This window comes from Streptomyces sp. PTL18 (assembly GCF_059510295.1).
Genome location: NZ_JCAJZO010000009.1, coordinates 44,814 through 66,284 on the forward strand (window position 1 = coordinate 44,814; position 21,471 = coordinate 66,284).

The following is a 21,471-nucleotide window of genomic DNA, read 5'->3' on the forward strand; positions in this document are numbered from 1 at the left end:
CGGGCGTTTCTAGGGTGGTGGCGTGACGCCTTCTGCAGCCTCTTCCGGTCCCGGTGCGCCCGGACTCGACATCCCGGTCGTGACGGTGGCCCCGGGCGGCACCGCCACGACCAGTCTGACTGTCCGCAACGACAGCGACATCGTCGAGGCCTACAGTCTGGAGGCCGTCGGGGACTGCGCCTCCTGGACCACCGTGGAACCCGCGCGGGTCTCCCTCTACCCCGGCACCTCCGAAACGGTGACGATCCGGCTGGCACCGCCGCGCTCCCCGGAGATCCGGGCCGGCGAGATGCCCCTGGCGGTACGGGTCCTGCCGACAGAGCACCCCGAGGCGGTACGGGTCCCCGAAACCACTGTGCACGTCGCGGAGTTCCACGAGCTGCGCACCGAGCTGCTCCCGCGCCGTCGGCGCGGCTGGCTGCGCGGCCGCTACCGGCTGGCGGTGCGCAACGAGGGCAACACCCCGGTGCAGGTGGGCTTCACCCCCGGCCAGGCGGGCGAGGAGCTGGCGTTCGCCTTCAGCCCTGCCGAGCCGAAGCTGGAGCCCGGCGAGTCGCTCGAGGTCGGACTGCGGGTCCGTACGGGCAAGCCGGTGTGGTTCGGCTCCCCGGTGGCGTGGCCGTTCACCGTGGACACCGCCGAAACCGGGGACCGGGAGGGGAACCGGCCGGACGAGACCGCCCACCGGCCGCCGCTGGACGCGGAGTTCGTCCAGATACCCGTCTTCCCCAAGTGGCTGCTCGCCCTGCTCGCGGCGCTGCTCGCGCTGCTGCTCGCGTGGTTCGCGCTGGTCCGCCCGGCGGTGCGCAGCGCCGCGAAGGAGGCGGCCGACGAGGCGGTCCAGCCGCGCCCCACGCCCGCCGGGGAGCAGGGCGTCAACGGGCGGGCACCCGGCAACGGTTCCGGTGGCGGCGCGAGCGCATCGCCCGGCGCACAGGGGTCGGGCCAGGGCCTGGGATCCGGATCGGGCGGCGACGGCACCTCGACCGGTGACGGCACCACGGTCGGCGGCGGGCAGCAGAGCTCGGCGACCATCGATCTGAAGACGTCCGGCGGGGAGACCAAGACCGGTACCTACAAAGTTCCCGAGACGAGCGTATTCGGGGTAACGGACATCGTTGTCGCCAACTTTCAAGGCGACGAAGGGGTGATGACGATCACCTTCGGCGATCGCAAGATCACCACGATCGCCCTGGAAACCTTTCGCAACCAGGATTATCACTGGGTCACCCCCATCAAGATCCCCGCGAACGACACCGTGACCATCGAAGTGACCTGCGCGGAGCCGGGCACTCCGGCCACCGGCCACCGGGCGCAGGGATGTCACGAGGTGCTGAACGTCAGCGGTGTGCTCAGCCGCACCAGGCAGTGAATCGAACACCGAACTTCCCCATCATTCTCGATCATTGGTGACTACATCTGTAAAGAGCGGCAACTGGTTCCGTCTGGAAATCGATAACATCGGGTCTGAAAACCGGCACCCGGGCTGATGGCGGTCTTTTCCCGTTCACCTGTTGGCGATTCACGCGATCCGGCGCCATGGCCCGCACTCCTGCCGGCCGTACGACACTCCGCGCCCGCCCCCGGGCCCAAGCGCCGGCTGTCAGCGGCGGCCGGCGTCGCGGGGCGGGGTGGGGTGGGTTACATGGACTGATCGCGAGCCGGCGGCGACCAGCGAGCCGTTCGCACCGGCCCGGCACTGCTGACCGGCTGCGCCGTCGCGGCTTCCGCCAGTGGGGGCACCTCCGCCGGCGGAGCCTCCCGCCGGCGCCGGACGTCCCGTCACCCGAAGCGGACCTGGTCCGTCGCGGCGTGCTCGGGCGCCCGGCCGCGCCGTCGTCCGCGGCGGGCGGGCTCGGGACGGAAGCGGTTCCGCCACGCGTCGTCGCGAACTCGGCCCGCGCCTTGCCGCAGATCGCCTGGAAGAGGCGCGGCGCCCCGGGACGGTGTCCGACGCCGACTGGACGGTCCACGACCACGGGAGTCTCGACGTACGGCGGTGGCGGATCGGGCGGAGGAACAAGGGCGGCGTGGCCGGGTGGCCCTCCGGGACGCCGTGCGGCTCACAGACCGTGTTCGTCCATGAGGCGCATCAGGTTCCGCTTGCGTTTCTGGGCGGTGCGCAGGGTGGCGACGTACGCGGCGAACTCGTCCTCCGTGCCCAGGCGGCGGTGGCAGTCGCGGATGCCCAGCAGCAGGCCGACGAGTTGCTCGTAGACCGTGTTGCCGGTCTGCTGGGTCAGTGGCTCGGCCAGGCGCAGGTAGACGGTGAGGGCGTCGGCGGGACGGGAGGCCCGCGCCTGGTCGGCAAGGGTGAGCCACTGACGGTCATGGGCACCGGTTCGGGTGGCTGCCTGCCAGGCGGCGTCGACGTCCTTGTCGTCGAGCAGGGCGTCGACCAGGACGGGGCCGTCGCCGTACCGGCCCTGTTGCGGCCGCTCCGCGTCGGCACGCAGCAGGGCCAGGGCTCCCTCGCGCTCGTCCGGCCAGCAGTCCGCGGTCCGCGCGGCGGCACGCAGCTGCTGGTATGCGAGCAGAGAGCGGCGGGCGCCGAAGTGGCCGCGTCGCAGGGCGACGGCATCAGCGAGTCGACCCGCCCGCGCATAGCGTTCGCAGAGATGGTCGACGAGGGCGGTGTCGACGGCGGCAAGGTCCCGCGCGTCCCGGATGCCGCGTTCCGCCCAGCTCAGGGCTTCGTCGGAGCGCCGGGCGGCGTCCAGTTCGCGGGCGATGACCAGGTGCGAGTGACCGTTCGGCGAGAGGTCGGACGCGTGTACGGCGATCACCGCGTCGATGTCTCCTCCGGCCTTGGCCAGACGCTCCATCAGGTACTTCTCCGCCCAGCCGCGACGGTTGCCCCGCCACGCCTCGAGCGCCAGCTTCCGCAGGACGGCCATTCCCTCTTCGCCGAGGACATCCTCGTAGTCGAGCGGATCGATGTCGGTCAGGCCGTCGTCGATGCCGCCGAGAGCATGACCGACCAGCCAGCGCGCGAGTTCGCCGGGGTCGGGGCGGGCCGCGCGGCAGGCGTCGAGGTGGGCGTCGGCGAGGTCTGCGCCGATCTGCCCGAGCCATCCGTCGGAGTCGTCGACGCTCTCCACCGCCTCGGCCAGCAGCCGCATCGCCTCCCGCGCCAGGGTGATCGCGTCGGCGGCCCGGCCCGAGCCGGTCAGCGCGCCGATGGCGGACACCGCCTGCCCGGCCTGGTCGGCGTAGGCCCGGGCATCGGCGTACTCGACGTACCCGTACTGCGCGAAGGGGCCGATGTCGAGCAGCTCGCGGATACGGGACCGGACCCCGGCCAGGTCTCCGCGAGCACTCGCGGCCCGCAGCTCCAGACGCCGACGCAACTGCCGGTCCTGATCGATCTGTTCGCGCAGCAGAGCGAGCAACTCGTCCCCGGACAGGGCGGACAGCCACCCGTCGAGGTCCTGGACGCGCTCCCGGGCCGCCTTCTGCTGCTGCGGCAGCCTCTCCTGCTGGGCGAGCACCTTCAGACCGAGCGCGACGAGGTGCTTGCAGAAGTTGCCCTCCATGCCGTACGGGCAGTCGCACTCGCCGGCCGGCCCGCCGGGCCCGTCCAGGGTCAGCTCCACCTCGTAGCGCTCCGTGCCGTGGACGCTCGCGGTGACCCAGCCGTCACCGACCTCGACCCCGGACACCGCGTCGAGATAGCCGAGGCCGCGTTCGAAGGAACGTGCTCCGGCCAGCGTCCTGAGGTCCGCCTCTGTGAAGCCGCGCAAGATTCTTTTCCGCTCTGATGTGGTTCTGCACTTGATGCCCTGCCAGCCTAGGGATGCAGGGGCCGAGAACGGACGGCTTCGATGGATTCACCTCCGACTCGACCGTTGCCAGGGGCGAAGCACGCCGCCCCGGGTCGGTCGGCCGCCCTCGCCGCGCGGGGCGTTGAACAACTCGCCGCCCTCCCCGCAGTCGTCGAGGACCGCCTCGCATACCGGCGAAGCGATTCGGCAGCAATTGTGCCGTCGTGGTGTTTACTTGACTCCAGGCGACAGCGTGGGAGGGAAAGTGCCCATACCCGGACTGGAGTTAGTGGCCGGAGCGGCGGTCGGCTACCTGGTGAGGAAGGTTCGGAGAGTGGGTTCCCGAGCCGATGCCGAGGTCGACCGGATCCTCGACGAGAGCATGGATGCCCTGCACGAGCTGGTCAGTGGGGTCGTCGGCGACGATCCCGCCGTCACACGGCTGCTGGAGCAGGCCGGCGAGGGCGAGGTGACCGAGCGCACGACACGGCGGGCCACGGACGCGATCGCCGACATGGCGGAGGAAGATCCCGGCTTCGCCGCCGAGTTGGCCGCGTGCGTCGACCGCCTGCAACGCCATGAGGCCGGACTGGCGCAGCAGGGTGGCGTCAGTGCGGCTCGTGACCTCCGGGTCGAGACCGGTGGCGTCGTCGTCGGAGGGAATGTCTCGGGAGGAGTGACGACCGGGCACCCCCCTTCGACGCCGGGACCGCACGAGGGCTGAGCGGTTCCGGGGAGACGTCCGCCCAGCCGACGATCGCGGCCGGTACGGCGGCGATCGCCGGCGGAGTCGTTGCCGCGCGCATCGACCATGTGCATCTGGCACCTCCGCCGTCGAACGGCCCGGTCACCCGCCCGAGGGCGATTCACGCGCTTCCCTCGCGCAATCAGGCGTTCACCGGGCGAACCGCCCTGCTGCAGCGCCTCGACGCCGGCCTGCAGCACACGGGAGAAGGCGGCGCCGAGAACCGGGGAGTGGTGTCGCTCATAGGGATGGGCGGCATCGGCAAGACCCAACTGGCCCTCGAATACGCCCATCGCCACGCCGACCAGTACGGGCTGGTGTGGTGGGTGGGCGCCGACCAGCTCGCCGCGGTCATGGCGAGCCTCACCGCCCTGGCCTCCCATCTGGGGCTCACCGCCGTCCAGCCGTCCCTGTTGATCCGGGCCCTCTGGCTGGAACTCGCGGCCAGGCGGGACTGGCTGCTGGTGTACGACAACCTTGACGATCTCGGCGCCATGAACGACCTCCTCCCTCCCCACGGGGGAAGGCTCCTCATCACCAGCCGCGATCCCCGCATCGGACGAATCGGCACACGCATCGACGTCACCGAGTTCGAACGGGACGAGTCGATCACGTTGCTGTCGCACCGCTGTCCTTCCCTGTCACCCGACGACGCGGACCGGGTCGCTGCCGCGGTGGGCGATCTGCCCCTCTCGGTGGAACAGGTCGGGTGTTTCCTGGACGAGACCGGCCTGGAGACCGCCGACTACCTCACGCTGCTCAGGTCTCAGCCGACCGCGAGCGGCCTGGACGACCGCACCGTCTCGGCGCACCCCGGCCTGGTGTCGGTGGTCGTCACCAGCCGTGACCGACTGGTGACGACCGGCGGTCCGGCGGCCGCCGCCCTGCTCGACCGGCTCGCCTTTCTCGCCCCCGAGCCGATCCCGCTGGGCTCCGACCCCGCCGTCGGGCCGCCCCGGTTCGGCGTCCAGCTCGGTGACACCGCGACGGCCGCTCTGGCCGTCCGCAAGATCGTCACCCTGGGGCTGGCCCGGCACGCCGACAACGCCCTGCAGATGCACCGCCTCATTCACACCCTGCTCAGGGCGAGGCTTCCGTTCGACGAGCGCGGGGTGATCCACCACGCCGCCGAGGAACTGCTCGCCACGATCGTCCCGGGCGACCCGGACACCCCCGCATCCTGGCGCGAGTACGGGCTGATCGTTCCGCATGTCCGGGAGCTGCTGTCGTCCGCCGCGGCCCTGCCCGGGATCCCCCTGGACGCGGAGGCCTTCCGTAGCCTGGTCCTGAAAGTGCAGCGGTATCTGTACGTCTCCGGCCAGTCCCGGTCTGCGGTCGACATCTGCCGGATGACCCAGGAGTCCTGGACGGCCCGGCTCGGCCCCGACCATCCCGACACGCTCCACTCCGGCTACAACCTCGCGTCCAACCTGTTCGAGCTCGGTGAGTACGCACAGGCACGGGAGGTCGACCAGGACGTCTGGGACCGGCGGCGCCGTGTCCTCGGCGTGGACCATCAGGACACCATCCGGTCGGCGCACCAGCTCGCGGCCGACCTCTGCGACCTGGGGGACTTCGCCGGGGCGCGCGCCCTGGACGAAGAGGGGTGGCGGCATCGCCGCCGCCTGCTCGGCGAGTACCATCCCGACACGCTGCAGTCGGCCCACTACCTGGGCTCCGACGTGTATGAGCTCGGTGAGCTCGAGCAGGCCCATGACATCAACCAGGAGGTCTGGAAGCGGCGCCGGCAGGTCCTCGGCGAGTACCACCCCGACACCCTGCACTCCGCGCACCATCTCGCCTCCACTCTGTGCGACCTGGGCGAACTGGAGCGAGCCCTGGAGATGCAGCGGTGGGTCCTGAGGCAGCGGCGGCAGCTCCTGGGCGAGGAGCATCCGGACACCCTGCGTTCGGCGCACTACATGGCCATCACCCTCCACCGGATGGCCGAGTATCCCCAGGCGCGGGCGCTGAACGAGGACGTCTGGAACCGGCGCCGGCGGCTGCATGGCGACAACCATCCCGACACTCTGCGCTCGGCCTACAGCTTCGCGGACGATCTGCGCGCCCTGGGGGACTACGCCCGCGCCCGCGAACTGCACCGGGACACATGGCAACGGCGATGCCGCGTGCTGGGTGAGGACCACCCGGACACGCAGCGCTCGGCCCGGGCACTCATGGAGGTGCCCGTACCCCCGTGATCAGTGATCACCGAGCTCGGTCCAGAGATCGGCGATCGCCTCCGCGGCCCGGACGACGATGTCCGGGTCGCGCAGCAGGGCCATGCGGAGATGCCTCCGGCCCAGGTGCGGTGACGACCAGTAGAACCTCTCGCCGGAGAGGACGTGGACGCCCCGCTCGGCGAGGAGCCCGCGGACGCGCTCTCCGTCCAGTCCGTCGGCGGCCACCTCCAGCCATGCCAGGCCCAGTTTCTGGGTGTCGTCCGTTCTCAGGAATGAGGCAGGGATCGTTTTCTGGAAGAGTGTCCGGTTCTTCACGACCAGGTCACGTAAATAGCGGCCGCCGTCGGCCTCCGCCAGACGCACGAACTCCGTGATCAGCCGGACGGTGAAAGGCGAGAGGTGGAGCAGGAAGTCCGAATGCACCTTCCGGACAGCGTCGGCAAGTCTCGGCGAGACGCTGAGGAAGGGCGCCTTCAACTCGGCCGCGGGCCAGACCTTTCCCGTGTCCTCGATGACCACGCAGTCTATTCTCGAACCGGCGAGGATCCCGTAGTGGTCGTAGACCTGATCGTCGGACAGGTAGACCCGGAAGCAGCCGTCGAGAACGAGGAGCTTGTCCTCGGCCCGGCAGTATTCGACGATTCGGGTGAACGCCTCCTCACCGGTCACGGTACCGGTGGGGTTGTTGGGGCTCACCAGGAAGATCACGTCCGCGGTGAGCGTCTCGAGCAGCCTCTCCAGTGCGGCCGGCCCGTCCGTCAGCGCGGTCTCCGGAAACGGCTGAAGAGGTATGCGGTGGCGCAGCAGGATGTCGGCGATGTTGTCGAAGCAAGGCTCGATCAGGGCCACCGAAAGCCCCCTGAGACGCAGCACATTGGCCACGATCTCGATCGCCATCGAGGCGGAGTAGGACATCAGCCCGGTGAAGTGTTCCGGGATGTACGACTGCGCCCCGAGCCTCAGGTAGCGGCGTATGTACTCGGCCTCGGCCCGCCGCCCGCCCCTGCGGTCGGACTCGGCGAAGAAGCGCGCCGAGTCAGCGATGATGGCGGATTCGGCATCGGTCCAGGAGCGGAACGCGTGGCCATCCGACAGATTGCGTTCGAATGGGAGAGCGTCCACTTCCTCTTGCGTGAGATTGCGCTCGGTCACCCTCACCCCTTGTGTCCAGATCGACCGTCCCCGCCGTGACCGCCTCTGGCCGTCTCCCGGCTCTCGCCGGCTGCAAGGCGTCGGTCTCCCCCTTGACCCCGGTTATACCCGGACCGCCCCCGGGCAAAGCCGGGGATCCGACTGCCCTGCGGAGCCGGACGCCGCACAAGCCGACCGCGCGTCCGAGCCCCTGGCCACGGGCACGTGTAGGCCGCCACGTGCCGATGGGGCGTGTCGGCCGGTCCGGGATCGGAGTCCCCACGGCGGCATCCACCGACCGCGCCCGGCGCCGAGAGCGCACCCGATCGAGCGGGGAACACGCCGGCACAGCCGAACGGGTCCACCCGCCGCCCGACGACGGGACGGGAGATGTCTCGGTCGCGTGAGGGTGATACCCCACGGCCGATGGTGCCCGCGCCCGGGCAACGGGCGCCGGCTGCCGAGACAAGGGCACAACCAGGCAATTGGCCCCCGCGCGGCCCGCCATCCCGGGATCGGCGGGCCAGCGCCCCGAAAGACGCCGTCGCGGGGTAACCGGAACCTACGCCTCCGACGGCCAAAACGGAAGCCCCGGATTCCCGCAACGGTCGAGCCACACCACCAGAGGCCCCGGATCGACCGGATCCAGGCGGGAACCCGGGGCCGGAGGCCGGCGGCGGCACGGGCCCGGATCGGAGTTCGCCCTCTTCACCGCCGAGAGCCCAGCGGCCCCCGGGGGATCACCACGACGGCACCTCAAGGTCGGGCGAGCGGGCTTTCAGAGGAAACACAGAGCTTCCGGCGACTGGCGCGGGCCTGCGCCCTGCGTTAGATCTGACATGTCATGAACATGGTGGAGATCGAGCCGGATCACCGCCGGATTCCCCAGATTCGAGGAGTGACCCCCATGAACTTCTCACCAGCACGGTCGTTAGGCACCGTGCGTCCCGTCATCCAGTCCGTGTTCCGCCTGGTGACCGGTTTCCTCTTCGCGTGTCACGGCGCGGCCTCCTTGTTCGGAGTCCTGGGCGGCGCCCATGGCGGCGGCACGGTCCCCACCCTGCAGTGGCCCGGTTGGTGGGCCGCAGTCATCGAGCTGGCAGGTGGAGCCCTGGTGGCTCTTGGCCTGTTCACGCGAACGGCGGCCGTCATCTGCTCCGGGTCCATGGCCTACGCCTACTTCAGCGTTCATCAGTCGAACGCGCTGTTTCCGATCGACAACGGGGGCGAACCGGCCGTCCTGTTCTGCTGGGCGTTCCTGCTGATCGCCTGCCTCGGCCCCGGCGCCTACGCGGCCGAGACGCTCCTGAAGACGGGCAGGACCACCCCAGCGGCCGACGGGGCGGCACCAGCGACCACCTCATAGGCTCAAGCGCCGGCAGAGCGTCGGCGCAGCAGCACGGAGCCCCTCGGCAGGCACGAGGGGCTCCGTTGTGTCACGGCTCGGATCGGCCGCCGCGAAACGGCGCGCTACATCTCCTCGTGCCCCAGCAACACGTCCACCTGCTCACCGCCGGGACCGTCGATCTTCACCGGCGTGACCACCGGCGGGTAGCCGCCGGCCACCACCGTGTACTCGTCGCCGGAGAGGTCCGTGAAGGCGTACGAGCCGTCGGGCCCCGTGGAGCGGGCCGCGACGACGTTGCCCTCCCCGTCCAGCAGGGTGACCCGGGCGTCCTCCGCCGGGCGGCCGTCCCGCGTGCGTATCGTGCCGCGTACGTCGGCGGCGGGGCGGAGCTCGATGGTGTGATGGACATCCTCGGCGGTGACGGTCAGAAGGGAGGCCGCCGGGCGTCGGCCCGGAGCGGTGACCGTGACCGCGTAGTCGCCGGGCAGGAGGTCGGCGATCCGGTAGGCGCCGTCGGTCCCCGTCGTCGTGGAGGAAGCCACGGCGCCGCGCTCGTCGGTGACGACCACCAGGGCGCCGGACAGTACCTCTCCGGCCGCGTCGCGCACCGTGCCGGACAGGGCGCCCGTTCCCGCGGGCATCACCAGGTCGTAGGCGATCGGGGCGCCGTTCAGGGAGAGGGTGGCGACCTGTGGCTGGTGTCCGGCCGCCGAGCCGATGAGCACCAGGCTGCCGCGGGCGGCGGTGGCCACGGTGTACGAGCCGTCCTCCCGGGAGGTGGCCCGGGCCACTTGGCGACCCGTCGGGTCCAGGACGGTGATCGCGGCCCGGGCCAGCGGTGCGCCCGCTCCGTCCCGCACCCGGCCGCGGATCACGCCGCCCGGGTCGTCGGTGGACGAGCCGTCGGTGGACGAGCCGTCGGTGGCCGCTGCGGTGGCGGCGGCCACGGGCTCGGAGGCCGGGGCAGCGGCCTCCGGGGTGGCCGGGGCGGCGGAGGGGTCCGCGACGGACGCCGGCGTCGGCCTGCGGCGGAAGAGCAGCACCGTCACCAGCACGGCGAAGGCGAAGAAGCCCGCCGACCACCAGTACGCGGTGGAGTAGCTGTGCAGCGCGGCGTTCACCTTGACCAGCGGGTCGGTCATGTGGTGTTCGGCGTAGTCCGTCGCGGCGCTGGTGGCGAGGGTGTTGAGCAGTGCGGTGCTGACCGAACCGCCCACCTGCTGCGTGGTGTTGACGGCCGCCGAGGCCACGCCCTGGTCGCTCGCCTGCACGCCGAGGGTCGCGTAGCTCATCGCCGCGGGCATCGACAGGCCGAGGCCCGCACCGATCAGCAGCAGGGGCGGCAGCACATGGGCGGCATAGCCGCTGTGCAGGCCCAGGCGGGTCAGCCAGACCATGCCGCCCGCGGCCAGCAGCATGCCGATGGGCACGATCACCTTGGGGCCGGTCTTCGGCACCAGCCAGTTGGTCGCCAACTGCGCCATCACCATCAGCGCGCCCACCATCGGCAGGAAGGCCACGCCGTTCCTCACCGGCGAGAAGCCCAGCGTCGCCTGCAGGTAGTAGGTCAGGAACAGGAAGACGCCGAACATGCCGGCGGACGAGATGAGGACCGTGGACAGGGCGGCGCCGCGATTGCGGTCGGCCAGCACGCGCAGCGGCAGCAACGGGTGCTTCGCCCGGGCCTGCCAGAGGAAGAACGCCAGCAGGAGAACGCCGCCCGCGGCCAGGAAGCCCCAGGTCATCCAGTTGCTCCAGTGGTGCGTCTCCGCGTTGGCGAAACCGTAGACGATGCCGAACAGGCCGCCGGAGACGAGGATCACGCCCGGGATGTCCAGTCGGGGCCGCTGGGCGGGGACCGAACCGGTGATGAAGGTGATCGCACCGACCAGCGCGAAGACGGCGATGACGTCGTTGACGTACAGCGTCCAGCGCCAGTTCAGGTACTCGGTCAGCAGACCGCCGAGGACGAGGCCGACGGCGGCGCCGGAACCGGCGATGGCGCCGAAGACACCGAACGCCCTGGCGCGTTCCTTGGCGTCGGTGAAGGTCGTCGTGAGCAGGGAGAGCGCGGCGGGAGCCAGCAGGGCGCCGAACAGGCCCTGAATGGCGCGCGCGACGACCAGCATGGTGAATCCGTTGGCGGCGCCGCCGAGCGCGGAGGCCGCGGCGAAGCCGACCAGGCCGATGATGAAGGTGGTCTTGCGGCCGACCAGGTCGGCGAGCCGGCCGCCGAGCAGCAGCAGGCTGCCGAAGGCGAGCGAGTAGGCGGTGACGATCCACTGCCGTCCGTTGTTGTCGAAGCCCAGGTCCCGCTGGGCGGACGGCAGGGCGATGTTCACGATCGTGGCGTCGAGCACCACCATGAGTTGGGCGAGGGCCATCACGCCCAGCGCCCACCATCGGTGCTTCGGCCGGGCATGGTGGTGGGTCGGCCCGGAATCTGTGGCCGGGGCGGCTTCGGTCTGGATGAATTCCATGTGATCCCTCTTGCGGGGCTCAAGGGCTCCGGGTGCTCAGTGGCTCGTGTGACTCAGTGCCTTCTACCCCCGAGGCGGGGGAAGGACGACGGTGTCCGCCTTTGCGCCGGAGGTGCGGGATGTCGGGCCGGGGTGCCCGGGGCGACGGCCGTGCCGGCCTTCGCGCCGGAGGTGGACGGCGCGTCCGGACCATCGGTCCGAAACGGTTTCGTACACCGGCACGAGCGTAGGGAACCAGCCAGCGAAACGCAAACGTTTCGATCGGCGTCCGCTCCGCGCCTCAGGCCCCGGTGCAGCCGAACCGGCGCCTCGTGGTGGGCGAGTTCCCCGGGCGCCGGACCCCTCGATGCCCCGCTGGCACTCCCCCGGGCCGCGTCGGCGCCACGGTCAGGGAAGCGTGGGCGAGCCGCTGTTCGGGGCGTTGCCGTCCAAGGTCGTTCCCTGCCGTTGCTCGACCCACTGCCGGAGTTCCTCGTCGCCCACCTGCTCCATGGCGGCGAGCAGGTCCTGGCGCGCTCGTGCGTCCCGGTCGGGTTCGGGGAGCAGCAGATAGCGGTTGACGGCTCGTCGCAGGGACTCACGGGACTGTGCCGCCAGGACGTAGCGGGGACCGTGCGCGAACACCTGCCGGAAGCCGGTGAAGAACAGGGCGCCGCCCGCGATGAGGGCGGTGAGCCAGGCGGGAGCATGGAGCCCCGCCGCCACGACTGTGGACGAGGAGGTGGCGAGGGCCCCCAGCTCGGTGACGCGGTGCCACATGCGGGCCGAGTCGCGCACCTCCTCGTAGAAGGCCAGCTCCTCCCGGGCGAGGGCGAGCACCGGGTCGGGGGCCTGCGACCAGGTACTGGTGTCGGGTCTGCGTCGGCGCATGGGTACATGGTGTCCTGGCCGTGCCCCGCCCGAAACAAGGACTCCGGCGACCACAGCGCCGTACCGGCCGTGCGCCGCTGCCGGGGTGCTAGGCCTGTGCTAGGCCCCCTTCGCCGTAGCCCTCTTCGCCGCCGTCTTCTTCTCCGCCGTCTTCTTCGCCGTCGACCCCTTCGCCGTAGCCTTCTCGGCTGCCGTCTTCGCGGCCTGCTTCGTCGACGTCCGCTTCGTCGTGGTCCTGCCGGCCGTCGTCCTCGTCGCCGCCGGCGCCCTCCTCTTCCCGTCGGCACCCTTCGGCTCCGCACGCGCCGCCTTCCGCTCGGGCAGGCGTCCGACCTCCCCGGCCTCACCGACCCCCCGCGCCTCCTTCGCCGCCCGTACGCTCTTCTCCAGCGCCGCCATCAGGTCGAGCACCTTGCCGCCCTCGGGCTCCGGCACGGTCGGCGGTTCCCTGCCCTCCGCCTTGGCCGCGATCAGTTCCTCCACCGCCTCGCGGTACTCGTCGTGGAGCTCGTCCAGGTCCACCTCCCCCAGCGTGTCCATCAGGGCGTCCGCCAGGTCCAGCTCCTTGTCCCGGACCGTGATCTTCCCCTCCGGTGCCAGGCCTTCCGGCGCCCGGATCTCGTCCGGCCACAGCAGTGCGTGCATGGCGAGGACGTCACCGACCGGGCGCAGCATCCCGAGCCGTTCCCGGCCCCGCAGGGCGAACTTCGCGATCGCCACCTTCCCCGTGCGCTCCAGCGCCTCACGCAGCAGCGTGTAGGGCTTGGCGGCCGGCGTGCCGTTGGCGCACAGGTAGTACGCCGTGTCCATCTGGAGCGGATCGATCAGGTCCTCAGGAACGAAGGCCACGATCTCGATCGTCTTGGTGGTCGGGATGGGCAGCTGCGCCAGGTCCTCGTCCGTGATCGGGACGACCGAGCCGTCCGCGTCCTGGTACCCCTTGCCGATCTCCGCCTGCGCCACCTCGCGGTCCTCCAGCTCGCAGAACTTGCGGTACCGGATCCGGCCGCCGTCCTCCAGGTGGATCTGGCGGAAGGAGACGGAGTGGTTCTCGGTGGCGTTCATCAGCTTGATGGGAATGCTCACCAGGCCGAACGAGATGGCGCCGTTCCAGATGGATCGCACGTTCCGCCCCTTTTTCCGATGAGTCAGGGGATTTCATGGGGTCGAGTCGGGTTCCATGGGATTCTCATCGTATGACGCCGATCACAGAGGTGGAGGGCCGGCGGCTGGCGCTCAGCAACCTGGAGAAGGTGCTCCATCCCGCGACCGGCTTCACCAAGGGTGAGCTGCTGCACTACTACGCCACCACCGCGAGCGCCCTGCTGCCCCATCTCCGCGACCGCCCGCTGTCCTTCCTGCGCTATCCGGACGGGCCGGACGGGCAGCTGTTCTTCGCCAAGAACGTGCCGCCGGGTACGCCCGACTGGGTCACGACGGCCGAGGTGCCGCGTACGGAGGGTGCGGCCCGCATGGTGCTGATCCAGGACCTGGCCAGTCTGATGTGGGCGGCCAATCTCGTCACCGAGTTCCACACCCCGCAGTGGCGCATCGACACGCCCGACATCGCGGACCGGCTGGTCTTCGACCTCGACCCGGGGGCACCGGCCACCATCGTCGAGTGCTGCGAGGTCGCCCTGTGGCTGCGGGAGCGGCTGGCGGCGGACGGGATCGAGGCGTACGCGAAGACGTCCGGGTCCAAGGGGCTGCATCTGCTCGCGACCGTGGAACCGACGCCTTCGCAGCGGACGGCGGACTACGCCCGACAGCTCGCCGTCGAGGCGGAGAAGGCCATGCCCCGCCTCGTCGTCCACCGGATGACCCGGAGCCTGCGACCCGGCAAGGTCTTCGTGGACTGGAGCCAGAACGCGGCCCGCAAGACCACCGCCACGCCCTACACACTGCGTGCCCGGGCGGAGCCCACCGTCTCGGCACCGGTGACCTGGGAGGAGGTGACCGACTGCGCCTCGCCCGGCCGTCTCGTCTTCCGCGCCGCGGACATCGCTCCCCGGTTGCAGGCCTACGGGGATCTCATGGGTCCGCTCTGCGACCCGGGGCAGGGGGTGCCGCTGCCCTGAGCCCCCACCCGCACCACCGTCACACCCGCGTCACACCCGGGCCCATGTATGCCGGTCCCGTGCCATCGCGTGCAGCGCCTCCACGTCCGCCGGCTTCAGCATGCCGCCCGAGCGGGCCAGGCCGGGCAGGTCCGTGTCCCTCAGGACGCGTATCTCGCGAAGCGGTGTCGCGATCTCCAGGTGGGCGGGCTCGGTGACGACCAGCACGGGGTGCACCTCGGCCGTCAGCGCGTACGACGCCCGGTCCGCGTCGGCGCGCACCTGGCGCAGCAGCGGCCACGGCTCCTGGCGGCCCAGCCTCACCATCGGGTCGGCGACGCGGACGCGCTGTCTGCGGGCGCAAAGAGAGCACACCGCGAACAGGCCGCCGGGGCCGATCGCCAGGTGGTGGATGCGGTCGCCGCCGGGCAGCGGCACCGAGTGCAGGGTGCGCCAGCCCGCGCCCTCCAGGCCGTCCAGTGCCTCACCGACCGCCTGCTCGGCGGCGAGCGCCCGGCGCCGTGGGTCCGGGCGCAGCCGGTGTGCGGGGGCCGGGTCGCGGTCCAGGGCGATCAGCAGGGCCTCGCCGGGCCGGTTCGGTGCCAGGTCGTCGTCGGGGTGGAGGGTGAGCCGGGCGAGCTCCGCGGGGGTGGGCACGGGGGGCGGCCCCACGGTCACCGGGCCCGTCAGGAACGGGCCGAGCGTGTCGAGCACGTCCTCGCGCAGGTCCTCGCTCAGCAGGTTGACCCGGCCGGTCTCCCGGTCGTACCAGGCGATGTTCCGCCCGTCGGTGCCGCACACGTACAGGCGTTCCTGTCCGTGCCGCCAGGTCGGTACGACACGCAGTCCGTCCATGCACCATCACCCCTCGTCCATGGGAACAGGCGGGGTGCTCCGGGGGCAAGAACCCGGCTACCTTTGTGAGCAGTTGGGGACTCGGTGGGAGGCGCCGTTGCGGACCCGCAGAAAGCAACCCGATGTTCCGGCTCCCGACGCCCCGTGGAGCGAGATCGTGCCCGGTCTGTGGATGGGCGGCCATGAGTTCAGGGGGCGCTCCGGGGAGCGGGAGTTCGCCGTCGTACGTGACCAGTTCGACCTGGTGCTGACCCTGCTGCGGCTGCCCGGGCACGGGCCCGACGAGGGGGTCGAGCACCATGTCTGGCCGATCCCCGACGGTCCGCTGGACGGAACGCAGCTCGCCGGCGTGATGCGGCTGGCGCAGGCCGCCGACGACGCGCTGGAGGACGGCCGGCGGGTGCTCGTCCGGTGCTATCACGGGTACAACCGTTCGGGTCTGGTCGTGGCGCATGCGCTGGTGCGGGCCGGTCACACGGCCGAGGAGGCGATCCGGATGATCCGCGCCCGGCGCGGCCCCTGGGCGCTGCACAACGAGCTGTTCGTGGAGTACCTGCGGGCGGGTCTGGACACCGCCCGTCTCCTGGAGGAACTCGCGGAGTAACCTCACTGGCCGGTCGTAGAGTGAACAACCGGTCATCAGGTGAGCAAAAAGGACGGATGTCCCCGTGTGCCCCAGCAGCCGTCGTGTGTGCCCGGCCTTCCGCGGCCGCCGCGTGCGCACGGCGTCCCACAGCCGTCCCGTGCACGCGGCGTTCCGCAGCACTCCCGCGCGCACGGCCCTCGGCGTGGCGGTGGCCGCCCTGCTGCTGGCGGGCTGCGGCGACTCCGGTGCCCTGCGCGGCGCGGGGCCGACCCCCACCGCCGTCGGTCCCGTGCGGCTGTGGCCGCAGCTGCCGCCCGCCTCGACGCCCGCCCTCGACTACGGCGAGGCGGTCACCGAGACCGTCAAGGGCATCACCGTTCCGGGTGATGACATCCACCGGGTGGATCCCCTGGACGTCGTACGGGCCGAGGTCGCCGCGCACCCGGACGCCTACTCGGGCCCGCACGCGGCGTACGCCGAGACGCGGGAGCGGCTGAAGGACTGCGGCGGGACGGGACCGCCGGCGCGGCAGTGCCCGGTGCTGCGGGCGTACTACCGCGATCTCACCGGCGACGGCGAGGACGACATGGTGCTCGGCATCCGCTTCCCGGACGACCAGCTGGCGGTGCGTGTGTACACCGTCGAGCACCACCGGCTGGTGCAGGTCATGGGCACCTCGGACAGCGTGATCAGTGTGGAGCTGGCGGGCCGGACCCTGATCATCCGCTCGCCCTCGACGCTGCCGGGCTACGAGTTCCGCACGGAGTGGACCTGGGATCCGCACCAGCACGCGATGCTGGCGACCCGGGACGAGATCGTGCGGGTGGGCACCGCGCCCCCGCGCCGGCCGGTCACACCGGCCCCGTCCGCCCCCCGCGTGCCCGTCCCGCCCTCCTCCCCCTCGGTGGCGCCCGTCCCGTCGGAGAGCGCCCGATGAGACCCCTCGGCCGCACACTCGGCCGGCTGCCGCACTGGACCGCCACGCTGACCTGGAAGGCGGCCGCCTTCATCACCGTCATGTGCTGCGGTCTGGCCGCGCTGCTCGGTGTGCTCGTCCATGTCCAGGTCACCGACCGGACCGTCGGTGAGGCCCGCGGCCGGGCGCTGGCCCGGCTGTCGGAGGCGACGCAGGCGTACCAGGCGGGCGACCGGCTGCCGCACGACGCGGGCGTCGACCCGCCGGGGCTGCCGGCGCCGCTGCGGGAGCTGGCGGCGGACGGATACCGCGGCACCATGGTCGGGACCCGCGATCCACAGCCCACGATGTGGGCGGCGGGCCCGGCGGACGGCGGCCGGGCGCTGGCCGTGCAGGTCGACTACGCGCAGGGCGCCCGCATCATCGACGCCCTGGACGAGGCGATCGTGTGGTCGTCGGCGCTGGCGAGCGGCGCGACGCTGTGCGTGGGAGCGTTCGCGGTCACCCGGGTGACCCGGCGGCTGCAGGCGACCGCGCGGGTGGCCCGGCGGATCAGCGCGGGCGACCTGGACGCGCGCGTGAACGACCGGCGCGCGAGGAACCCGGCGCGCCCCCAGGACGAGGTGGCCGCGGTCGCGGGCGCGCTGGACACCATGGCGGCCTCGCTGCAGGGCAAACTGCTGACCGAGCAGCGGTTCACCGCGGATGTGGCGCACGAGCTGCGCACCCCGCTGACCGGGCTGCACGCGGCGGCCGAACTGCTGCCGCCCGGGCGGCCGACCGAGCTGGTGCGGGACCGGGTGGCGGCGCTGCGCACGCTCACCGAGGACCTGCTGGAGATCTCCCGCCTGGACGCGGGCGGCGAACGGCTGGAGCTGGCCGACGAGCGGCTCGCGCCGCTGGCGCAGCGGGTGGTGCGGGCCGCCGGCACCCCGGTCGAGGTGCGGGTGGTGCGGGACGCGCGCGTGGAGACCGACCGGCGGCGGCTGGAGCGGGTGCTCGGCAATCTGGTGGCGAACGCGCACCGCCACGGGCGCGACCCGGTGGTGCTGACGGTCGACGGTCCGCTGGTCACCGTACGGGACCACGGGGCCGGCTATCCCGAGTACCTGCTGGCGCACGGACCGCAGCGGTTCCGCACCGAGGGCGGCGCCAAGGGGCACGGCCTGGGGCTGACGATCGCGCTCGGGCAGGCGGAGGTGCTGGGCGCCCGGCTGGAGTTCTCCAACGCGCCGGGCGGCGGGGCCGTGGCCACGCTCTCCCTGCCGGCGACCCCAAGGAGTACCGGAACGAGCTGACAGCCCTGGCAAACGGGACATACCGCTCATCGCTTGCTACGTTCCGCACATGATCCAGCCCGGAACGCCAGGAGCGGGGACCGTGACGCCGGCGGACGCCCCCGCCCCCGCCCTGCGTCTGCCCCGGCGCCGGGGCACCGAGTTCGGCCTGATCGTCCTCGCCGTGCTGCTGTCGGTGTACGGGTACTGCGCCGTCGGCCTCGCCCGGCACGGCGCCCTCCCGCCCGGCGCACTCCGCTACGGCGCCGGGCTCGGCGCGCTCGCGCTGCTCGCGCACGGCGCGGTACGGCTGCGCGCCCCGTACGCCGATCCGCTGCTGCTGCCCATCGCGGTGCTGCTGAACGGCGTCGGCCTGGTGCTCATCTACCGCCTGGACCTCCAGACCCCGGGCCACCGGGCGGCCCCCGCCCAGCTGTCCTGGTCGACGCTCGGCGTCGCCCTGTTCACCACCGTCGTCCTGCTGCTGCGCCACCACCGGGTGCTCCAGCGCTACACCTATCTGTGCGGGGGCGGCGCGCTGGCCCTGCTCACCCTGCCGATCTTCTTCCCGGCGGTGAACGGTGCCCGTATCTGGCTGAGGGTCGCCGGGTTCTCCATCCAGCCGGGCGAGTTCGCCAAACTGCTGCTCGCGGTGTTCTTCGCCGGGTACCTGGCCGCCAACCGGCAGGCGCTGGCGTTCACGGGCCGCAGGGTGTGGCGGCTGCAGCTGCCCACCGGGCGGGTCCTCGGACCGGTGGTGGCGATCTGGCTGCTGAGCGTCGGCGTCCTCGTCCTGGAGCGCGACCTCGGCACCTCGCTGCTGTTCTTCGGGCTGTTCGTGGTGCTGCTGTACGTCGCCACGGGCCGCACCGGCTGGATCGCGGTCGGGCTGCTGCTGGCGCTGGTGGGCGCGTTCGCCGTGGGCCGCCTGGAGCCGCATGTGCACGCCCGGGTCCAGGACTGGCTGCACCCCTTCGCGTCGATCGAGGCGGGCCGGGGCGCGGGCCAGCTCGCCCAGTCGCTGTTCGCGTTCGCCGCCGGCGGCGCGCTCGGCACCGGCCTCGGCCTCGGCCACTCGGCCCTGATCGGCTTCGCCGTGAAGTCGGACTTCATCCTGGCGACGGCGGGCGAGGAGCTCGGCCTCGCCGGCCTTTCCGCCGTGTTCCTGCTCTACGCCCTGCTGGTGGAGCGCGGCTACCGGGCCGGGCTGGCACTGCGGGATCCCTTCGGGCGGCTGCTCGCCGTGGGGCTCGCGTCGATCGTCGCGCTCCAGGTGTTCGTGATCGCGGGCGGGGTGACGGGCCTGATCCCGCTGACGGGCATGGCGATGCCGTTCCTGGCGCAGGGCGGCTCGTCGCTGGTCACCAACTGGGTCATCGTGGCGCTGCTGATCCGGATCAGCGACTCGGCCCGCAGCCAGTACGACCGGACGGGACCGTCGTGAGCCGGTACATCCGCCGGGCGGCGGCCCTGTGCGCGGTGCTGCTGGTCGCCCTGCTGGCGAATGCGACCCGGGTGCAGATCCTCGAGTCCGACAGCTACGGCGGCAATCCGGCCAACCGGCGGGAGACGATCGCCCGGTACGGCAGTCCCCGCGGCGACATCCTGGTCGACGGCCGCCCGGTGACCGGGTCCCGGGACACCGGTGGCACGTTCCGCTACACCCGCACCTACACCGACGGGCCGCTGTACGCGCCGGTCACCGGCTTCGCCTCCCAGGCGTACGGGACGACGTTGCTGGAGCACACCGAGGACGCGCTGCTGTCGGGCACCGACCCGCAACTCGATCCGTTCCCCCTGTGGAACGGCGTCCTCAGGAAGCGCGTCCCCGGCGGCCATGTCGTCACCACCCTCAACGGGGCGGCGCAGCGGGCGGCGTACCAGGGGCTGGCCGGACGCTCGGGCGCGGTCGCCGCCGTGGAACCGACGACGGGGCGGATCCTGGCGCTGGTCTCGACACCGTCGTACGACCCGGGGGAGCTGTCGGGGACGTCGTCGGCCGTGGCCCGGGCCTGGAAGCGGCTGAACGCGGACGCGGCGCGGCCGATGCTCGACCGGGCGATCCGGCAGACATATCCGCCCGGTTCGACGTTCAAGGTGGTCACGGCCGCGGCGGCCCTCGAGGCGGGGGTGGTGACGGACCTCGACGCGCCGACGGACTCCCCCGACCCCTACCGGCTGCCCGGCACGACGACAGAGCTGACCAACGAGACCGACGACTGCGCGGACGCGTCGCTGCGGTACGCCTTCACCTGGTCGTGCAACACGGTGTTCGCCAAGCTGGGCGTGGAGGTGGGGCTGAAGGGCATGGCGGGCACGGCGGCGGACTTCGGCTTCAACGAGCGGGAACCGAGGGTGCCGTTCGCGGTGGCGCCGAGCAGGTTCGAGGAGAAGCTGGACGCTTCCCAGCTGGCGCTGTCCTCGATCGGGCAGTACGAGACCCGGGCGACACCGCTGCAGATGGCGATGGTCGCGGCGACGGTGGCCGACGGGGGCGATGTGAAGGCGCCGTACCTGGTGGAACGCACGACCACGAAGGACGGCGAGACGGTCTCCACGACCACACCCCGCACCCTGCACCGGGCGATGAACGCCACCACCGCGGAACAGCTGCGGGAGATGATGACGGAGGTGGTGCAGGAGGGCACGGGTCGTAACGCGGCGATCCCCGGTGCCCGAGTGGGCGGCAAGACGGGTACGGCCCAGCACGGCGTCGACAACTCCGGCAAGCCGTACGCCTGGTTCATCTCCTGGGCGCAGGCGGACGACGCGCTGGAGCCGGCGGTGGCGGTCGCGGTGGTCGTGGAGGACGCGGCGGGCCGGCGGGGGGAGGTCAGCGGGGGCGGGGACGCGGCGCCGATCGCGAAGGCGGTGATGGAGGCGGTCCTGAACTCCACGGCGCGGACCGCGCGTTGACGGGCCCGACTGCTGAGACGGGGATGGTGCCGAGGGTCCGGCCGACCAACTCTGCGGACGTCGTTCCCGCCGGGGAAGGCGCGACCGGTGGCCGGCGGTTGACGGCGGTGAGGTCGACCTCGAGGGGAACGGGACGGCCAGCCCGAGTTTGTCGTGGTGAATGCCGGTGACGGCGTGACGGCGTACGAGCTGTCGCCGGATCGAGCTCATGGACGTAGACGACAGGCAGCCCGCCGTTCTCCTCGACACGCCGGAAGCGACGGATGCGGGCCCCGCGTACCTGCGGGGTCCGATCTCACGGTCGCGTTCCTCGCAGTCCTCAAAGACGACCCCGACTGCCAGG

Annotated in this window: 16 protein-coding genes; 10 read left to right on the forward strand and 6 right to left on the reverse strand. The window is 71.8% G+C overall.

All coding sequences use genetic code 11. The features are described from left to right. Positions 1-22: 22 nt before the first annotated feature. Positions 23-1,372 (forward strand): COG1470 family protein, encoded by a 1,350-nt coding sequence (locus tag AC5WS8_RS18860; protein ID WP_496104573.1) that lies wholly within the window; start codon positions 23-25, stop codon positions 1,370-1,372. Between the two features lie 691 nt (positions 1,373-2,063). Here the strand turns inward: AC5WS8_RS18860 and AC5WS8_RS18865 are convergent. Then, a complete protein-coding gene (locus tag AC5WS8_RS18865) occupies positions 2,064-3,743 on the reverse strand; it encodes an SWIM zinc finger family protein (RefSeq protein WP_496104574.1) in 1,680 nt (559 codons plus the stop codon). 355 nt (positions 3,744-4,098) lie between these two features. Here AC5WS8_RS18865 and AC5WS8_RS18870 point away from each other — a divergent pair, with 355 nt between their 5' ends. Both AC5WS8_RS18870 and fxsT read left to right on the forward strand, forming a co-directional pair. Then, complete coding sequence (locus tag AC5WS8_RS18870; protein ID WP_496104575.1) at positions 4,099-4,488, forward strand: hypothetical protein; 390 nt, start codon at positions 4,099-4,101, stop codon at positions 4,486-4,488. Positions 4,489-4,577: 89 nt separating this feature from the next. Next, positions 4,578-6,710: an FxSxx-COOH system tetratricopeptide repeat protein gene (fxsT, locus tag AC5WS8_RS18875; RefSeq protein WP_496104576.1), complete on the forward strand. Its 2,133-nt coding sequence runs from the start codon at positions 4,578-4,580 to the stop codon at positions 6,708-6,710. Here fxsT and AC5WS8_RS18880 read toward each other — a convergent pair whose 3' ends face one another. After that, a complete protein-coding gene (locus tag AC5WS8_RS18880) occupies positions 6,711-7,814 on the reverse strand; it encodes a pyridoxal phosphate-dependent aminotransferase (RefSeq protein WP_496104577.1) in 1,104 nt (367 codons plus the stop codon). 916 nt (positions 7,815-8,730) lie between these two features. Here AC5WS8_RS18880 and AC5WS8_RS18885 point away from each other — a divergent pair. After that, positions 8,731-9,189, forward strand: coding sequence for a DoxX family protein (locus AC5WS8_RS18885; protein WP_496104578.1), 459 nt, complete (start codon positions 8,731-8,733; stop codon positions 9,187-9,189). Positions 9,190-9,293: 104 nt separating this feature from the next. Here the strand turns inward: AC5WS8_RS18885 and AC5WS8_RS18890 are convergent, their stop codons facing one another. The 3 genes from AC5WS8_RS18890 to ku all read right to left on the reverse strand — a co-directional run bounded on the left by AC5WS8_RS18890 (position 9,294) and on the right by ku (position 13,646). Next, positions 9,294-11,651 carry an MFS transporter gene (locus tag AC5WS8_RS18890; protein WP_496104579.1) on the reverse strand — a complete coding sequence of 786 codons (2,358 nt, stop codon included), beginning with the start codon at positions 11,649-11,651 and terminating at the stop codon, positions 9,294-9,296. 387 nt (positions 11,652-12,038) lie between these two features. Further along, entirely contained in the window at positions 12,039-12,521 is a 483-nt protein-coding gene (locus tag AC5WS8_RS18895) for an SLATT domain-containing protein (RefSeq protein WP_496104580.1), read from the reverse strand. Positions 12,522-12,620: 99 nt separating this feature from the next. Beyond that, positions 12,621-13,646, reverse strand: coding sequence for a non-homologous end joining protein Ku (gene ku / locus AC5WS8_RS18900; protein ID WP_496104581.1), 1,026 nt, complete (start codon positions 13,644-13,646; stop codon positions 12,621-12,623). 71 nt (positions 13,647-13,717) lie between these two features. Here ku and ligD point away from each other — a divergent pair, with 71 nt between their 5' ends. Further along, positions 13,718-14,599: a non-homologous end-joining DNA ligase gene (gene ligD / locus AC5WS8_RS18905; RefSeq protein ID WP_496104582.1), complete on the forward strand. Its 882-nt coding sequence runs from the start codon at positions 13,718-13,720 to the stop codon at positions 14,597-14,599. Positions 14,600-14,629: 30 nt separating this feature from the next. On the opposite strand, the gene AC5WS8_RS18910 is transcribed toward ligD, so the two are convergent. Next, positions 14,630-15,433, reverse strand: coding sequence for a nuclease-related domain-containing protein (locus AC5WS8_RS18910; protein WP_496104583.1), 804 nt, complete (start codon positions 15,431-15,433; stop codon positions 14,630-14,632). Positions 15,434-15,530: 97 nt separating this feature from the next. Between AC5WS8_RS18910 and AC5WS8_RS18915 the strand changes: the two genes are divergently transcribed. The 5 genes from AC5WS8_RS18915 (at position 15,531) to AC5WS8_RS18935 (ending at position 21,128) form a co-directional block, all read left to right on the forward strand. Further along, positions 15,531-16,037 carry a protein-tyrosine phosphatase family protein gene (locus AC5WS8_RS18915; protein ID WP_496104584.1) on the forward strand — a complete coding sequence of 169 codons (507 nt, stop codon included), beginning with the start codon at positions 15,531-15,533 and terminating at the stop codon, positions 16,035-16,037. A 139-nt stretch (positions 16,038-16,176) separates the two neighbouring features. Further along, positions 16,177-16,956 carry a hypothetical protein gene (locus AC5WS8_RS18920; protein WP_496104585.1) on the forward strand — a complete coding sequence of 260 codons (780 nt, stop codon included), beginning with the start codon at positions 16,177-16,179 and terminating at the stop codon, positions 16,954-16,956. After that, complete coding sequence (locus tag AC5WS8_RS18925) at positions 16,953-18,233, forward strand: ATP-binding protein (protein WP_496104586.1); 1,281 nt, start codon at positions 16,953-16,955, stop codon at positions 18,231-18,233. The genes AC5WS8_RS18920 and AC5WS8_RS18925 overlap by 4 nt, the downstream gene beginning before the upstream one ends. 49 nt (positions 18,234-18,282) lie before the next feature. Next, entirely contained in the window at positions 18,283-19,656 is a 1,374-nt protein-coding gene (locus tag AC5WS8_RS18930) for an FtsW/RodA/SpoVE family cell cycle protein (RefSeq protein WP_496104587.1), read from the forward strand. Then, complete coding sequence (locus AC5WS8_RS18935) at positions 19,653-21,128, forward strand: penicillin-binding transpeptidase domain-containing protein (protein WP_496104588.1); 1,476 nt, start codon at positions 19,653-19,655, stop codon at positions 21,126-21,128. Before AC5WS8_RS18930 ends, AC5WS8_RS18935 begins: the two co-directional genes overlap by 4 nt. The last annotated feature ends 343 nt before the right edge of the window (positions 21,129-21,471 follow it).